The following is a 15,822-nucleotide window of genomic DNA, read 5'->3' on the forward strand; positions in this document are numbered from 1 at the left end:
ACACCGCCGACCGGGCGCTGATTCTCCACAGCCACCGAGGCTACTGCACTCAAGCAGAGATGCAGGTCCTGGGTTCGAAGGGGATCGGCTACCTGGCGGCCGGGGGGCTGGTCGGCGCGCTCGGCGCCGCGTCCGCGGCCGGCGTACTGGTGGCCGGCGCTCTGGTCGACCGGCTCAGCACCCGTGGCGCCCTGCTCCTGCCCAGTCTCGCCGTGCTGCTCGGAGTCGCGACACTGCTGCTGCCCGCCCGACCTGGCGCCTACCTGGGTTTCGCCCTGCTCGGGTTCGGGATGGGTGCGATCGGTGTCGTCAACGGGACGGTGTGGGCGGCCGTGTTCGGCATGAGCGGGCTGGGACGACTTCAGGGGCTGGCGCAGTCGTCGATGATCGCTGCTGCCGCTCTCGGACCGCTCATTCCGGCCGCTTCGCTGGCCCTGACCGGGGACCATCTGCTCGGACTGGGGGTGCTGGCGGTGATCGCCGGGACGGCTGTGGTCCTGGCCGCGACCGCCCGCATCCGCCCCGCGATGACGCATGGCTCAACGCCTGCGGGCCCCTGACGATCGGTCACTGCATCCTTCCCCTCACGGGAGGGTAGGGTCGAGTGAGACGTTCGACAGGAGGACGATGTCCGATCGCGACCTGGTGGTGGTCTCCAACCGGCTACCGCTGCAACGGGCCCGCAAAGGGTGGGAGCTGGCGGCCGGTGGCCTGGTCACGGCCCTGCGGCCTGTGGTCATGCTGCGGAGGACGGTGTGGGTGGGCTGGGACGGCGGCGACCGCAGGCTGCCGGAGACCTTGCCTGGCACCGAGGCGACACTGGCACCGGTGACGTTGAGCCGCGGCGACGCCCGTGACTACTACGACGGTTTCGCCAACGCGACCTTGTGGCCGCTCTTTCATGACCTGGTCGGGACCCCCGCGTTCGACCGCTCCTGGTGGGAGGCCTACGTGCGCGCCAACGAGGCCTTCGCCACGGCGACGCTCGAAGCCGGGAGGCAGCTGCAGGACCCGGTGTACTGGGTGCACGACTACCACCTGATGCTGGCGCCGGGCATGTTGCGGGCTAAGGCGCCAGACGCCCAGGTGCGGTTCTTCCTGCACATCCCGTGGCCGGCGCCCGAACTGTTCTCGCGCCTGCCGTGGCGGGCACAGATCCTCCGCGGGCTGCTCGGCGCCGACGTGCTCTCCTTCCACACCGAGCGCTATCGCAAGAACTTCGTCCGCTCCTGCGGCCGGATCCTCGAGGGCGAGGTGACCGTCCGAGGCAAGGACATCGAGTACGACGGCCGGCTGGTCCGCACGATCGCGAATCCCATTGCCATCGACACCGAGGAGTTCGAGTCCACGGCTCGCTCGGAGGCGGTCGAGGATGTTCTGGCGCAGCTGCGGCAGCAGTTCGCCGGCCGCGCAGTGCTGCTGGGCGTGGACCGGCTCGACTACACCAAGGGCATCCCGGAACGGATGGCCGCCTTCGAACAGCTCCTGGAGCGTCGCCCAGACCTCGAGGACAAGATCGCGCTGGTCCAGATCGCGATCCCGAGCCGCGGCAACGTCGAGCAGTACCAACAGCTCCGCGAGCAGGTCGAGCAGCTGACCGGGCGGATCAACGGCCGCTTCACCCAGCCCGGCGCCGACGTACCGGTGCACTACCTGCACCGCGGTGTGACCCGTGCGCAGCTGATGGCCTACTACCGGCTCGCGAACATGATGCTGGTGACCCCCCTCAAGGACGGGATGAACCTGGTCTCCAAGGAGTTCGCCGTCGTCCAGCACGCCACCGCCGGCGAAGGGGCCCTGGTGCTCAGCGAGTTCACCGGCGCGGTCACCGAGCTCCGCGGCGCCGTGCGGTGCAACCCCTTCGACACCGAAGGGATGAGCCAGGTCATCGAGCAGACCCTGGAGGTACCCGCCGCCGAACGCCGCCGCAACCTGGCCACGATGGCGCGACGGGTCCGCCGACACGACATCCACCGATGGGCGGCACTGGAGCTGCAATGACCAAGACGACGCTCCACCGACCGGAGCACGACGCCTGCGGCGCGGACCTCGCGGAGGACACCGATGGCAGCAGGTGAGCACTCCTGCCCGGCCTGCGGGGAGACCGAGCGCCTGCGCGGCCAGCGCGACGGCGACCAGATCAAGGTGACGTGCGAAGCCTGCGGGCACAGCTGGGTGCGCGGGCAGCTGACCTGCCGGACCTGCGGTGGGCACGACATCGTGCACCGTCCGCAACCGATGTCGCGCACGCCGCGCGGCAACCAGGTGGCCATCGTGGGCTGGCGCGAGGTGGCCCTGTGCCGGTCCTGCGATGCCGAGGTCGCTGCGGAGTCTCTCGGCAAGAACCGGCCCGTGCCCGAGAACTACGTACCCAAGGCAACGCTGAACCCGGCGACCGTGACCCCTACCCGCCCGCCCGAGGGCTCCAAGAAGCCGCAGCCGGGCGCACCGCCACCGCCCCGGACCACCAACCGGCCTGCTCGCACATCGAACACCCCGGCGACACCGCCTCCTCGCAGTCCCAAGCAGGAACCGGCGCGAAAGCCGGCGGACCCCACGGCCCGACAGGCCATCGAGGCCTACCTCACCGCGGCAGGCGCCGACGCGGACAGCCTCACCATGCTCATGCTGGGCTCCCACCTCGGCCCTGCCAGTCGGCTCTCCGACCTCGGGCGTGACGGCGCCCCAGATGCGCTGCGGCGCTGGTTCGACGGCACCTGGCCGAGCAGCAACCCCCGTCGCGCTGCTGCACTGGCCTCGGTGCGTGCAGCACTGGGCCACTGGGCCGACCAAGGCTGGATCACGACGGACACCTGGAGCGCCCTGTCTGCTGCCCTGGGCGAGTGAACCCCCCTCGGAGGGTCAGACCACGTAGCGGGTAACGGGACGCGGCAGTGGTTCGACCAGCAGGGCCGTGAGATCCGCAACGCACAGCCCGTCACGGCGCACGGTATGCAGACCCTCCAGCTGCTCCACCTCGACCGAGGGAGTCAGCCACGTCCGTGCCTCCTCGCTCGGCGGGGCGGCCTCCACCCGCAGCGCGCCCGCGACGGGGATACAACGCACCTCGGTGCCGGCCTCGAGGGTCAACGGCATGCCGCCGTGGACGCGCAGCCGGATCCGTCCGGTCTCGGGCTGGTTGGGAACGATCCGCAGCTCCTCCAGCGCGATGTCGGGGATCTGGCCTGCCACGGACGGGAAAGACGTCGCCGTCTCCGTCCGGGCGCTCCACCGGCGTTGCGTGGAGGGCCTCCACGACCTCGGCCCGGACGGTCGACTCGGCTTCGTCGACCTCGCCTCGGCTCCGGGAGCGCGGCCGCACCAGCGGTACACCGGCCAGCGCGGCGGCGCGCTCGGCCTCGGGAGTGGGATCGGTCACGGCGTCGACGAGCACGCAGACCGGGCTGTCGTGATCGTCGGGGCGGCCCCACAACGCGACCACCACGCTGACCGGGACGTCCTTGGCCCGGACTCCGCGCTGCGCCAGGCGGCCGCGCAGGACGGCGGCTTCGCTGCGGCCGGTGAACCCGAAGCCCCGCAGCACTCCGGCGGTGTGCGGCCCACCACACCGGCAGTTCGACAGGACAGCCAGGGTGGTCTCGACCAGACGGCTACGGACCGAGGTCACATCGCGGATGCGGTGCATCGCGTGGTCGGGAAGGGCGAGGGTGTCACTCAACGGGTACCTCCGGCATCAGTCGCCACAGCTCCCGCAGGTGCGGGATGGTGCGTTCGGGAAGGGAGTTCAGTCGTTCGAGCACCGCAGGGGGCGCCTGCGCGCTGGTCGCGGCAGCCAGGAGCTCGGAGGTCCTGACTCCTCCGTCGCCGAAGGCGGGTCCGACGTACTGCGCGATCTGTGTGCGTGTCAGCGTGGTCGCCACCGGGCCTCCTGAGTCGATCGAGTTCTCCTTGCCGAGTCTACCCTGACGTGAGGGTAGACTCGCAAGTCCTGGTCGAGGAGGTCGCCGCCCTCCTCCACGCTCACGTGACGGAAGTGTCACGTCGCGTTAGACTGCTTGTTCAGTCGCATTCCGATCGAGGACACATTCATGGGTCTCCAGCACATGCAGATCGGCGAGGTCGCCGAGCAGACCGGTCTCAGCCTGCGCACGATCAGGTACTACGAGGAAGTCGGCCTGGTCCGCCCCTCAGCGCGCTCGACAGGAGGGTTCCGGCTCTACTCCGACAGCGACCTCGCGCGGCTGCGACTGGTCCGGCGGATGAAGCCGCTGGACTTCTCGCTGGAGGAGATGAAGGACGTCCTGCAAGCGCTCGACGCCCTCGAGGATCCCGACCAGTCCCCTGAGGCACGGGCCCAGATGGTCGACCGGTTGAAGATGTTCCGCGAGGCGGCCGAGGCTCGCGTCGAAGCCCTGCGGGAGCAGCTGGAGACCGCGGAAGGTTTCGCCGCGGACCTGCGTCGTGAGTTCAACCGTCAGCGCAAGCTGGCCCAGCAGTCCCGGTGAGCGCCCCCGCACACACCGAAGCGGGCCTCAGCGACGGCACGGCGGCCCAGGTCCGCAGCGAGGCCGCCCGGCGGCGTACCTTCGCGATCATCAGCCACCCCGACGCCGGCAAGTCGACGATGACCGAAGCGCTGGCCCTGCACGCCGAGGTCATCTCCGAGGCCGGCGCCGTCCACGGCAAGGCCGGGCGTCGCGGCACCGTGTCGGACTGGATGGACATGGAGAAGGCACGCGGCATCTCCATCACCTCCGCTGCCCTGCAGTTCGCCTACGGCGACCACGTGGTCAACCTCGTCGACACCCCCGGCCACGCCGACTTCTCCGAGGACACCTACCGCGTGCTCTCGGCCGTCGACGCGGCAGTGATGCTGGTCGACGCAGCCAAGGGCCTGGAGCCGCAGACCCTCAAGCTCTTCCAGGTCTGCCGACACCGCCGCATCCCGGTGATCACCGTGATCAACAAGTGGGACCGGCCGGGCAAGGACGCCCTGGAGCTGATGGACGAGATCGAGAAGGAGATCGGACTGCGCCCCACTCCCTTGACCTGGCCGGTCGGCTACTCCGGCGACTTCCGAGGAGTGCTGGACCGGCGCACCGGCGAGTACATCCGCTACCACCGCACCGCCGGTGGGGCCACCCGTGCGCCCGAGGAGCACCTCGACGCGGCCACAGCGGGGACGACGGAGGGCGACTTCTGGACGACCGCCGTGGAGGAGCACGAGCTGCTCACCGCGGACGGCGCCGACCACGACCAGGAGACCTTCCTGGCCGGCGACACCAGCCCGGTGCTGTTCACCTCCGCGATCCAGAACTTCGGCGTCGCCCAGCTCCTGCGGACCCTGGTCGAGCTCGCCCCAGCCCCATCGCCCACACCGACGGTGGACGGTGGTCAGCGTCCGGTGGATGCCCCGTTCAGCGCATTCGTGTTCAAGGTCCAGGCCGGGATGGACGCCGCCCACCGCGACCGGCTCGCCTACGCACGGGTCTGCTCCGGCGTCTTCGAACGCGGCATGATCGCCACCCACGCCCAGACCCGCAAGCCCTTCGCCACCAAGTACGCCCAGGCCGTCTTCGGCCGGGAGCGCACCGTGCTCGACACCGCCTACCCCGGCGACATCATCGGCCTGGTCAACGCCAGCACCCTGCGCGTCGGATCCACGATCTACGCCGACGAGCCGGTCGAGTACCCCCCGATCGCCAGCTTCGCCCCCGAGCACTTCGCCTCGATCCGGGCCAGGGACGCCGGCCGCTACAAGCAGTTCCGCCGCGGCATCGAGCAGCTCGACCAAGAAGGCGTGGTCCAGGTGCTCCGCTCGGAGATGCGCGGCGACCAGGCCCCCGTGCTCGCCGCGGTCGGGCCGATGCAGTTCGAGGTCGCCGAAGCCCGGATGGCCACCGAGTTCAACTCCCCCGTCCGACTCGAGGTGCTCAGCTACTCCCTCGCCCGGCGCACCCGGCCGGAGGACGCGGCCGAGCTGAACGCGATGAGCGGCATCGAGGTCATGCAACGCAGCGACGGCGCACTCCTCGTCCTGTTTCCCGACAAGTGGCGCGCACAGTCCGTGGAGCGACTGCATCCCCATCTCATGCTCGAGCCGCTCGTCGCAGCGACCGACTGAATGACTGACTCCTGGGGTGTGCGACAGGTCACCTGGAATCGGTCAAACCCTACTGTGCCGTTACGGTAGAGTCGACACAGACTTCCGGCGCCCAGCCGCCGGCCCCTTGATCCTGTACTCATCTGCACGCCTGCAACGACGCAGTATGCCGTGAAAGGCCCGCGTGCGCCCGACAACGAAACGGACGACACGCGTGTCAACACCCCCTGCCCAGGACTCCCTGCACTCCCCCGGCCAGCACCCGCCCATCCCGGTGCACGTGCCCGAGGTCGACGAGGACGAGAACACCTCGGTCATGGCGGCGCTGCGCAACCCCAAGCGGCTGCGCACCGAGGTCCTCGCCGGTCTCGTGGTCGCGCTCGCGCTGATCCCGGAGGCGATCTCGTTCTCGATCATCGCCGGCGTCGATCCCCGTGTCGGACTGTTCGCCTCCTTCACGATGGCGGTCTCGATCGCCTTCCTCGGCGGACGCCCCGCGATGATCTCCGCAGCCACCGGCGCCATCGCCCTGGTGATCGCACCCGTCGCACGGGACTACGGACTCGACTACTTCATCGCCACCGTCATCCTCGCCGGGGTCTTCCAGGTCGTGCTCGGCGCGGTCGGCGTCGCGAAGCTGATGCGGTTCATCCCGCGCTCGGTGATGGTCGGCTTCGTCAACGCCCTCGCGATCCTGATCTTCCTCGCCCAGGTGCCCCATATGCGCGACGTGCCGTTCGCCGTCTACCCGCTGATCGCACTCGGTCTGGGCATCATCTTCGCGCTGCCCAGGCTCACCGACGTCGTCCCGGCGCCGCTGGTCGCGATCGTCATCCTCACGATCATCACGGTGTTCATGGCCGTCACCGTCCCGACCGTCGGCGACGAGGGCGAGCTCCCCGACAGCCTCCCGTCGCTGTTCCTCCCCGACGTCCCGCTCACCTGGGCCACCTTCGAGATCATCGCCCCCTACGCCCTCGCGATGGCCTTCGTCGGCATCCTCGAGTCGCTGCTGACCGCCAAGCTGGTCGACGACATCACCGACACCCACTCCGACAAGACCCGCGAGAGCCTGGGCCAGGGTGCCGCCAACGTGATCACCGGCTTCTTCGGCGGCATGGGCGGCTGCGCCATGATCGGCCAGACGATGATCAACGTGAAGGCGTCCGGAGCCCGGACCCGGATCTCGACCTTCCTCGCCGGCGTCTTCCTCCTCGTGCTCGTCGTGGGGGTCGGTGACCTGGTGGCGATCATCCCGATGGCCGCCCTGGTCGCGGTGATGATCGTGGTCGCCATCGCCACCTTCGACTGGCACAGCATCCAGCCCGGCACGCTCCGCCGGCTGCCCAAGAGCGAGAACATCGTGATGATCTCCACCGTGGTCGCGGTCGTCGCCACCCACAACCTCGCCATCGGCGTCGGCGTCGGTGTCCTGGTCGCGATGGTGCTCTTCGCCCGCCGGGTCGCTCACCTCACCGAGGTCTCCGACGTCGCCGAGGTCGACGAGGACACTCACGTGTACGCCGTCACCGGGGCGCTGTTCTTCGCCACCAGCAACGACCTGTACTCCCAGTTCGACTACGCCGGAGCGCCGAAGAACGTCGTCATCGACCTCTCCGGCGCCCACATCTGGGACGCCTCCACGGTCGCCGCCCTCGACGCCATCCAGCGCAAGTTCGAGTCCAAGGGCAAGAACGTCGAGATCCGCGGCCTCAACCGGGCGAGCCGGCAGATGCACGAGCGGCTCAGCGGTCACCTCGGCGACGCCCACTGACCGCGGACGCAGACGACTGAGGGGCCTGACGCAGCGGCGTCAGGCCCCTCAGCCCGCTCTCGGCTCGAGCCGCCGGTGATCTCAGCGGACCACGGCCACCGGGCACTGGGCGTGCTCGAGCACCGACTGGGTGACCGAACCCAGCAGCAGGCTGCGCAGGGCGCTGCGCCCGCGGGTACCGATCACCAGCAGGTCGGCCTTCTCGCTGGCCCCGGCCAGGCGCTCGGCCGCGGAGCCGGCGACATGCTCCACGTCGACCTCGACACCGGCACGGTCCCGCAGTGCGACCTCGATGACCTGGTCGACCTTCTCGTCCGAGGAGTCGCCGTCCTGGCGGTGCACGTGCACCGCGGCCACCCGGGCGCCGGTCTCACCGGCGTGCCGCAGAGCAAAGTCGAAGGCCTTGGCGCTGCACTCCGAGCCGTCCACCCCCACCACGACCAGGCCGGTGTGCCGGGTGTGCGGCTCCCGGACAACCACGACCGGTCCGGGCGCATGCCGGGTGACGTGCTGGCTCACCGACCCCGACACCATCGCCTTCAACGGCCCCTGGGTCCGCGCCCCGAGCACCGTCAGATGGGCGTGCTCGGCCTCACGGACCAGCGCCGGGCCAGGTGCGCTCAGCACGGTGGAGACCGACGTGCTCGGCGCCTTGGCCGAGGCCAGAATCTTCTCCAGCTCCTCGGTGACGGCCCCGGCCTCGAGCTCCTTGGGCACGTCCGGGATGTGCGCCACATCGAGGGCGGAGACCAGCACGTGCAGCGGGCGGGACAGCTGGGCGGCGACCTCGTCGGCCCAGGCCAGAGCGATCTTGCTGTGCTCCGACCCGCCGTACCCGAGCAGGATCGCACCATTCGGCATCGTCATACCGGCACCCTAGACCCCCTATGGTCGCACCGCACCATCCCGTCGCCCGCGTTTCATCTTTACCCTTACGTCACGGTATTGTTGCTGGAGACGAGGAGACCAGGAGGTTGTGTGCCCACGTTCAAGGTGTGCCATGTGGATGGTTCCGAGACCGAGCTCGAGGCCCAGCGCATGTCGGCCACCGATGAGACGATCAGCTTCGAGCGACGCGAGCGCGGCGACTGGTCGGAAGTCCAGCAGTTCACCGCCGAGGCCGTGGATGTTGTCCGCAAGCGGATCGTCGAGACCAACGGGCACTACCGCTGGATCACCGTCCGCCCCCGCCCCCTGCGCCGTTGACCGGCCCGATGCCGGCCCATGAGCTGAGGGCCGAGACCGCACACCATGACCGGGTGCGTCGCGCGATGGGCTCGATGCGCGAGACCACCGTCGTGCTGCGCGACAAGTACCAGCTCGACTTCGTCGAGGGCAAGCAGAACCGGTACGCCGACGACGCCGGCCCCGACCACAACATGGGCTTCGCGATGGCCCGGCACAGCGACCAGCGCCTCGACGACCTGCTCGCCCGTGACATCCCGCTGTTCTTCGGGCGCCTGTGGCTCGACTCTGACGAGGACTACCACCTAGGCCGCCGACACGTCCGCGACGAGGACGACCGCTCGGTCCCGCTCGTCATCGACTGGCGCGCCCCGCTCGCCGAACGCTTCTACCGCGCCTCGGCCCACCACCGCCACGAGGTGGCGCGGCGCCGCCGGTTCGGGTTCGACGGCAACACCCTCACCGCCTTCGAGGACGAAGACCTCCGCCTCGGTCAGGACTTCACCTCCGGCCTGCTCACCTCCGAGATCGAACGCCCACGCACCGGCCCCATGCGCGACATCGTCGCCACCATCCAACCCGAGCAGGACGAGCTCATCCGCCGCGACGCCGACACCACCCTGTGCGTCCAGGGCGCCCCCGGCACCGGCAAGACCGCCGTCGGACTGCACCGCGCCGCCTGGCTGCTCTACTCCTACCCCGGCCGGCTGACCCGCAGCGGCATGCTCGTGGTCGGCCCCAACGACGGGTTCCTGCGCTACATCTCCGGCGTCCTCCCCACCCTCGGCGAGACCTCGGTGTCCCAGACGACCGTCGACGAACTCACCGGCGCCACCACCGCAGCCAAGCACGACGCACCCGAGGTGGAGAGGCTCAAGCACGACGCCCGGATGACGGAGGTCTGCCACCGCGCGGTGTGGAGCCACCTCGGTGAGATCGAGGAGGGCATCACGATCGCCCACGCCGGCGAGCGGGCGCACCTCGACGTCGAGACCCTCACGGTCGCCATCGACCGCGCCCGGCGTACCTCCCGCACCTGGGACAGCGGGCGGAAGTCGCTGGAACGCACCATCGTCCAAGCCCTGGTCACCCAGCTCGAGCTGCGAGCGCGACGCTCCGCGGACAGCAAGTGGGCACAGTCCGTTCGGCGCAGCCCCGAGGTCAAGGAGTTCCTCACCCGCACCTGGCCGGTGCTCACTGCCAAGCAGCTCCTCCGCAGGCTCTACGCCGACCGCGGGTTTCGTGCCCTCGTGACCGAGGCGATCCTCACCGCCGAGGAAGCCGAGCTCCTGCACCAGCAGACCAAGCCGACCCAGAAGCTCTCGCCCGCCGACGTCCTCGTCCTCGACGAGCTCCAGTCCCTGATCAAGACCCCGACCTCGCTGAGCACCTACGCCCACGTGGTCGTCGACGAGGCTCAGGACCTCTCACCGATGCAGTGCCGCGCCGTCGCGCGTCGCTGCCCCAACGGTGCACTCACCGTGCTCGGCGACCTCGCCCAAGGCACCACCCCCTGGGCAGCCACCCACTGGCCCACCCAGATGGGACACCTCGGCCGCCCCGACGCGGAGCACACCGAGCTCACCATCGGCTACCGCGTCCCCGGCGCGATCATCGACCTGGCCAACCTGATCCTGCCCCACCTCGGCGTTGACGTCTCCCCCGCCCGATCGCTGCGCGCCGACGGCGAAATCGAGGTGTTGACCGGCTCCGACCTACCCGTGACCACCGGCGACGCCGTCGCCAAGGCACTCGTCGAGCCCGGCCTGGTCGGCGTCATCGCCACCGAGACCACCCTCGACCACCTGCGCGCAAACCTGCCCACCGACCAACGCGTCGAGCTCGTGCCGGCCGGCCTCGCGAAGGGCCTGGAGTTCGACCACGTGATCCTCGTCGAACCCGCCGACATCGTCGACACCGCCAGCACCCGCGAGAACCACGCACCCGACAGCATCGGCCTACGACACCTCTACGTCGCCCTCACCCGCGCCGTCTCCCGACTCACCATCGTCCACACCAAACCGATGCCCGAGCCGCTCGACGCTCCGCACCACGGCCCACGCCGATGAGCCCGTCGACCGAACTGGTCACCGGCAGCCTCCTCGGCGTCGCCTGCGGCGACGCCTTGGGAGCCCCCTTCGAAGGGCACCCCCAGCCGTCGCTGCCCCAGATCCAGAAGTGGATCGACTCCGACGCACCCTTGCAGTACACCGACGACACAGCCATGACCATCGTCTTGGCCCAGCACCTCCACGAACACGCCGGGCACGTCGATGACGACGCCCTCGTCATGGACTTCGCCCATGCCTGGCGCCACGAGCCACACCGCGGGTACGGCGCAGGCCCACCGGCGATCTTCACTGCCGCCCTCGCCGGCGACGACTGGCGCGCGGTGGCCCACGGGCTCTTCGGAGGAACGGGCTCACTGGGCAACGGAGGTGCGATGCGGGCGGCGCCGACCGCGTTCGTCCACGGTACCGTGACCGAGCGCGTCGCGCGTGCCCGGCAACAGGCTGCGGTCACCCATAGCCATCCGTTGGCGCAGGACGGCGCGGCACTGCTGTGCGCGAGCGTCGCCATCGCCGCCGACACCGCAGCCCAGCCCTTCGACCCCATGTCGTTCCTCACACTGGTCCGTGGACACATCGCCACGCACGAGTTCCGCGAAGCGCTGCAAGCCGTCCACGCGGCGGTCCGTCAGCAGTGGACACCCGCGCAGGTGGCGCAACGGCTCGGTCACGACATCACCGCACTCGGATCGGTCCCCTCAGCGCTCGTCGCCTTCCTCCTCCACCCCGACGAGCTTCCCCAGGCGCTGACCTTCGCCCTCGAGGTCGGCGGAGACACCGACACCATCGCGGCGATGACCGGCGCGATCAGCGGAGCACGCAGCGGCGCCGAGGCCTTTCCGCCTCGATGGCTCCAGCGACTCGAGAACGAGCCGACCATCCGGCGGCTCGCACACACAATGAAGGAGATCCCGACGTGACCGACTCCGGTAGCGTGACCCGGTGAGCCACCCCCACCCCGAGCTGCAGTCCCCCCCGAAGCTTCCCAACGACGGCCTCCGCATCGTCGGTCTCGGCGGCCTCGGTGAGATCGGCCGCAACATGACCGTCTTCGAGCACCGCGGCAAGCTCCTCGTCGTCGACTGCGGCGTGCTCTTCCCCGAGGAGCACCAGCCCGGCATCGACGTGATCCTCCCGGACTTCACCTGGATCCGGGACCGTCTCGACGACATCGAGGCGATCGTCCTCACCCACGGCCACGAGGACCACATCGGCGGTGTCCCCTACCTCCTGCGCGAGCGGGCGGACATCCCCGTCGTCGGGTCCCGGCTGACCCTGGCGCTGATCGACGCGAAGCTCAAGGAGCACCGGATCAGGCCGAAGCTGCGTCAGGTCGCCGAGGGCGACCGGATCGACCTGGGCCCGTTCGACCTGGAGTTCCTCGCCGTCAACCACTCCATCCCCGACGGCCTCGCGGTGGCGATCCGGACCACGGCCGGGCTGGTGCTGCACACCGGGGACTTCAAGATGGACCAGTTCCCGCTCGACAGCCGCATCACCGACCTCCGCGGCTTCGCCCGGATGGGCGAGGAGGGCGTCGACCTGTTCATGGTCGACTCCACCAACGCGGAGGTCCCCGGCTTCACCATGTCCGAGCGCGAGCTGACGCCCGCCATCGAGCACGTCTTCCGCACCGCCCCGCGACGCGTCATCGTCTCGAGCTTCGCCAGCCACGTCCACCGCATCCAGCAGATCCTCGACGCGGCCGAGGCGCACGGCCGCAAGGTGGCCTTCGTGGGCCGGTCGATGGTGCGCAACATGGGCGTGGCCCGCGACCTGGGCTACCTCACGTACCCCGAGAACCTCGTCGTCCCGCTGGACCAGCTGGAGAAGATGTCGCCGAAGAAGGCCGCGATCGTCTGCACCGGATCGCAAGGTGAGCCGCTGGCCGCGCTGTCGCGGATGGCCAACCGCGAGCACAAGATCAGGATCGAGCAGGGCGACACCGTGCTGATGGCCAGCTCGGTCATCCCCGGCAACGAGAACGCCATCTCCGGCGTCATCAACGGGCTCACCCGCTGGGGAGCCAAGGTGGTGCACAAGGGCACCGCCAAGGTGCACGTCTCCGGCCACGCCAGCGCCGGCGAGCTCGTCTACTGCTACAACATCGTCCAGCCCGCCAACGTGATGCCGGTCCACGGCGAGTGGCGGCACCTGCAGGCCAACGCCGACCTCGCCATCAGCACCGGGATCGACCCCAAGCGGGTCGTCATCGCCGAGGACGGCGTCGTCGTCGACCTCGTCAACGGCCAGGCCAAGATCACCGGCAAGGTCCCGGCCGGCAACGTCTACGTCGACGGCCAGACCGTCGGCGGAGCGACCGAGGCCACCCTGAAGGACCGGCGCATACTCGCCGAAGAGGGCGTCGTCACCGTGCTCGCGCTCGTCGACGCCGACACCGGCGAGCTCGCGGAACCGCCGGACTTCCTCATCCGAGGCTTCGTCCACGACCAGCAGAAGTTCGAGGCAGCGATCCCCGTCGTGGAGAAGACCCTCGCCCGCGCCGCTCGCGAGGGCATCGGCGACGCCCACCAGCTCGAGCAGATGATCACCCACGACGTGGGCAGATGGGCACACCAGAAGTTCCGCCGCAGCCCACTGATCATCAGCATCGTCGTCGAGGCCTGACCATCGCGTCACCGACGTGGCCGCACGCACGGCCAACCGCATGAGCAATTACCCCTCCAAGCGCGAGGCACTCCGAGCGACCCTCGCGTTGGCCCTGACCACCGCCCTCGTCTGCACAGCCCTACTCCTTGAGCCTCTCAGCACTTCCATCTACCTCGCCCTGTTACCCGAGACCGCGCAACTCGAGGGCATCCACCACCTTGCAGACGTCGCCCTAGCCACACTAGGTGTCACCTACGCGACGGCATTGTGGCGATCCAGGTTCGCCGCCGCGTCCCTCGCCCGGGGCGTCGCCGCAGGAATCGGTGTCGGTGTGGCGTACCTGGTGAGCGAAGTGGCGAAGTTGGCGTTCATCCAGGAACGGCCATGCCGCGAGGCACTCCTCCTCGAGCGATGCCCCCCGCCTGGGGACTGGTCCTTCCCCAGCAACCACATGACAATCGCCGTCGGCCTAGCTGTCGCCAGCGCCGCGACCCTTCCGCAGGTCACCCGGCCGCTCGTCGCCACGCTCACTGCTCTCGTCGCAGCGGCGGGCGCCGGGCGCCTAGGGCAGGGCGCTCACTATCCACACGACCTTCTGGCGGGCATGGGCGTCGGCCTCGGTGTGGTCGTTGCGGTTGCCCTCACTCTCGGTCCCATGGTGGAAAGCAGTCGACTCCTGACACGCTGGAGCAAACCGGTGGGGCAATAACCCCGTGCATCAGCTCTGGAACGGCCGCGCAGTAGCGGGCCACGTCGACAACCGCCACCCCGTGGCTCAGCAAACCAACGAGTTCGACAACGCCCCGTGTTGGATGACGGTCTGCCGATCGGGGTCCGAGCTCCGGACAGGATGACGATCCTCGACGACGCCGACGACTTGGCACGGCCTCCTCCTCGCGGGCGGCAGCACCGGCCGGACCAGGTCGGGCCTCAGGCCCGCTCCATCCACGACGCTACGCCGACCCCTCGCGGCCTCCACGGACTGTGGTCAAGCCGACGCGGGGCCGGACGACCCTCGCCTCGCCTTCGCGTCGACGTGAACTACCAGGTCTAACTTGTAGACATGGACGTCACCCTTCTCTATTTCAACGGTTGCCCCAACTGGCAAGAGATGGACGAAGCGCTGGTTGCCCTGGCCGCCGAGCACCCAGACCTGCACCTCACCAGGCGACGCGTGGAGACACCACAGGAGGCCGAAGAGGTGGGATTCCACGGATCGCCCACCGTGATGGTCGACGGCCGCGACGCCTTCGACGAACCCGACCTCGAAGTCGGCCTGACCTGCCGGAGATATGCCACGCCAGACGGGTACCGAGGAGCGCCCACCCTGGACCAGCTCCGCCGAGCTCTCGGCCTTGGTTGAAGGGGCTCGGGTCCTCGATCGAACGACGCTTTCTGGCCACTTGGACAGAAGATCCCCAGACCCCTGTTCAAATGGCCCAACGCCTCACAGACACCGTCACGATCGCCGATTCAGGCGTGAAACTGACGGTCACCGACGGCTGGCGATACCGACAGGGGCCTCTCAAAGCCCATCTGGGCGACGATCCCGGGGAGTTTAAGGCCAATAGCAGGCCAATCCGGCGCCTGCACTTCAAATCTCGCCACTCCCCCAAACTGCAAAACTGCAGGTCAGAGGCGGTTTTTCGGTCGGGCTGACAGGATTTGAACCTGCGACCCCTTGCCCCAAGGCCGGCCCTTTGCGGAGACTGGCTGCCGTCGGTGAACATGCGCTGTGACCTGCGAAAACGTGCTCAACACCTCTTGCTCGGCCTTGCGGCGATCAGCCCGCATGAGCGGACTTCTGCGCTAGTAAACGTCCAATAAGCGTCCAGGCAGTCAGATCTCCACTCCCCCCGGCCTGTCGCTGCACACCGGCCCAGAATGACGCGCCCGGCGCTGTGCGCCAACGCCGGAAACTCGAACTCGCGGTGGCCAGCAAAGCCATCCAAGAAAGTTCGGAGCGCCAGGAACGGTTCCGGCGACAAGTGTCGTGTTGTAGGTATGAGGAATACACCCGACACTCCCGACCTGACCGACCTCCTCGCAGACCTAGTGGACGACCAACCCGAGCGGCAGACGCCAGACGACCTGGAACCAACCGCCTCTGAACACACCTC

At 69.2% G+C, this 15,822-nt stretch carries 15 protein-coding genes; 12 read left to right on the forward strand and 3 right to left on the reverse strand.

Features of this window, described 5'->3' with window-relative positions:
* The 3 genes from ACYVIH_RS03435 to ACYVIH_RS03445 form a co-directional block, all read left to right on the forward strand.
* Positions 1-560: hypothetical protein (locus ACYVIH_RS03435; RefSeq protein ID WP_460866025.1), on the forward strand; the 560-nt coding region annotated here is incomplete at its 5' end.
* Positions 561-627: 67 nt separating this feature from the next.
* The gene (locus tag ACYVIH_RS03440) at positions 628-2,001 is read left to right on the forward strand and encodes an alpha,alpha-trehalose-phosphate synthase (UDP-forming) (RefSeq protein ID WP_460866027.1); all 1,374 of its coding nucleotides are present in this window, start codon (positions 628-630) and stop codon (positions 1,999-2,001) included.
* Positions 2,002-2,064: 63 nt separating this feature from the next.
* Positions 2,065-2,847, forward strand: coding sequence for a hypothetical protein (locus ACYVIH_RS03445; RefSeq protein WP_460866030.1), 783 nt, complete (start codon positions 2,065-2,067; stop codon positions 2,845-2,847).
* A gap of 15 nt (positions 2,848-2,862) precedes the next feature.
* Here ACYVIH_RS03445 and ACYVIH_RS03450 read toward each other — a convergent pair whose 3' ends face one another.
* Together ACYVIH_RS03450 and ACYVIH_RS03455 are read right to left on the reverse strand one after the other, a co-directional pair.
* Positions 2,863-3,192 (reverse strand): hypothetical protein, encoded by a 330-nt coding sequence (locus tag ACYVIH_RS03450; protein ID WP_460866032.1) that lies wholly within the window; start codon positions 3,190-3,192, stop codon positions 2,863-2,865.
* Between the two features lie 479 nt (positions 3,193-3,671).
* Complete coding sequence (locus ACYVIH_RS03455) at positions 3,672-3,881, reverse strand: hypothetical protein (RefSeq protein WP_460866034.1); 210 nt, start codon at positions 3,879-3,881, stop codon at positions 3,672-3,674.
* A gap of 168 nt (positions 3,882-4,049) precedes the next feature.
* On the opposite strand from ACYVIH_RS03455, the gene ACYVIH_RS03460 reads away from it, so the two are divergent.
* From ACYVIH_RS03460 to ACYVIH_RS03470, 3 genes are all read left to right on the forward strand, one after another.
* Positions 4,050-4,466 carry a MerR family transcriptional regulator gene (locus ACYVIH_RS03460; RefSeq protein WP_460866036.1) on the forward strand — a complete coding sequence of 139 codons (417 nt, stop codon included), beginning with the start codon at positions 4,050-4,052 and terminating at the stop codon, positions 4,464-4,466.
* A complete protein-coding gene (locus ACYVIH_RS03465; RefSeq protein ID WP_460866039.1) occupies positions 4,463-6,085 on the forward strand; it encodes a peptide chain release factor 3 in 1,623 nt (540 codons plus the stop codon). Before ACYVIH_RS03460 ends, ACYVIH_RS03465 begins: the two co-directional genes overlap by 4 nt.
* Before the next feature lie 193 nt (positions 6,086-6,278).
* Positions 6,279-7,838, forward strand: coding sequence for a SulP family inorganic anion transporter (locus ACYVIH_RS03470; RefSeq protein WP_460866043.1), 1,560 nt, complete (start codon positions 6,279-6,281; stop codon positions 7,836-7,838).
* An 81-nt stretch (positions 7,839-7,919) separates the two neighbouring features.
* Here the strand turns inward: ACYVIH_RS03470 and ACYVIH_RS03475 are convergent, their stop codons facing one another.
* On the reverse strand, positions 7,920-8,705 hold the full coding sequence (locus ACYVIH_RS03475; RefSeq protein ID WP_460866046.1) for a universal stress protein: 786 nt from the start codon (positions 8,703-8,705) through the stop codon (positions 7,920-7,922).
* 111 nt (positions 8,706-8,816) lie between these two features.
* Between ACYVIH_RS03475 and ACYVIH_RS03480 the strand changes: the two genes are divergently transcribed.
* The 6 genes from ACYVIH_RS03480 to ACYVIH_RS03505 all read left to right on the forward strand — a co-directional run bounded on the left by ACYVIH_RS03480 (position 8,817) and on the right by ACYVIH_RS03505 (position 15,065).
* Complete coding sequence (locus ACYVIH_RS03480) at positions 8,817-9,044, forward strand: hypothetical protein (RefSeq protein ID WP_460866049.1); 228 nt, start codon at positions 8,817-8,819, stop codon at positions 9,042-9,044.
* A gap of 53 nt (positions 9,045-9,097) precedes the next feature.
* Complete coding sequence (locus ACYVIH_RS03485; RefSeq protein ID WP_460866051.1) at positions 9,098-11,092, forward strand: HelD family protein; 1,995 nt, start codon at positions 9,098-9,100, stop codon at positions 11,090-11,092.
* Positions 11,089-12,012, forward strand: a complete 924-nt coding sequence (locus ACYVIH_RS03490; RefSeq protein WP_460866053.1) for an ADP-ribosylglycohydrolase family protein — start codon at positions 11,089-11,091, stop codon at positions 12,010-12,012. Before ACYVIH_RS03485 ends, ACYVIH_RS03490 begins: the two co-directional genes overlap by 4 nt.
* 22 nt (positions 12,013-12,034) lie before the next feature.
* Positions 12,035-13,720 (forward strand): ribonuclease J, encoded by a 1,686-nt coding sequence (locus ACYVIH_RS03495; RefSeq protein ID WP_460866055.1) that lies wholly within the window; start codon positions 12,035-12,037, stop codon positions 13,718-13,720.
* Between the two features lie 40 nt (positions 13,721-13,760).
* Positions 13,761-14,411, forward strand: a complete 651-nt coding sequence (locus tag ACYVIH_RS03500) for a phosphatase PAP2 family protein (RefSeq protein WP_460866057.1) — start codon at positions 13,761-13,763, stop codon at positions 14,409-14,411.
* A gap of 354 nt (positions 14,412-14,765) precedes the next feature.
* The gene (locus tag ACYVIH_RS03505) at positions 14,766-15,065 is read left to right on the forward strand and encodes a thioredoxin domain-containing protein (protein WP_460866059.1); all 300 of its coding nucleotides are present in this window, start codon (positions 14,766-14,768) and stop codon (positions 15,063-15,065) included.
* Positions 15,066-15,822: the final 757 nt, after the last annotated feature.

The organism is Nocardioides pakistanensis (genome assembly GCF_054781215.1).

Bases quoted from the DNA above. Each gene is read 5' to 3' on its own strand.
- ACYVIH_RS03440 (WP_460866027.1), top strand. From the start codon at position 628: ATGTCCGATCGCGACCTGGTGGTGGTCTCCAACCGGCTACCGCTGCAA.
- ACYVIH_RS03445 (WP_460866030.1), top strand. From the start codon at position 2,065: ATGGCAGCAGGTGAGCACTCCTGCCCGGCCTGCGGGGAGACCGAGCGC.
- ACYVIH_RS03460 (WP_460866036.1), top strand. From the start codon at position 4,050: ATGGGTCTCCAGCACATGCAGATCGGCGAGGTCGCCGAGCAGACCGGT.
- ACYVIH_RS03475 (WP_460866046.1), bottom strand. From the start codon at position 8,705: ATGACGATGCCGAATGGTGCGATCCTGCTCGGGTACGGCGGGTCGGAG.
- ACYVIH_RS03490 (WP_460866053.1), top strand. From the start codon at position 11,089: ATGAGCCCGTCGACCGAACTGGTCACCGGCAGCCTCCTCGGCGTCGCC.
- ACYVIH_RS03500 (WP_460866057.1), top strand. From the start codon at position 13,761: ATGAGCAATTACCCCTCCAAGCGCGAGGCACTCCGAGCGACCCTCGCG.
- ACYVIH_RS03505 (WP_460866059.1), top strand. From the start codon at position 14,766: ATGGACGTCACCCTTCTCTATTTCAACGGTTGCCCCAACTGGCAAGAG.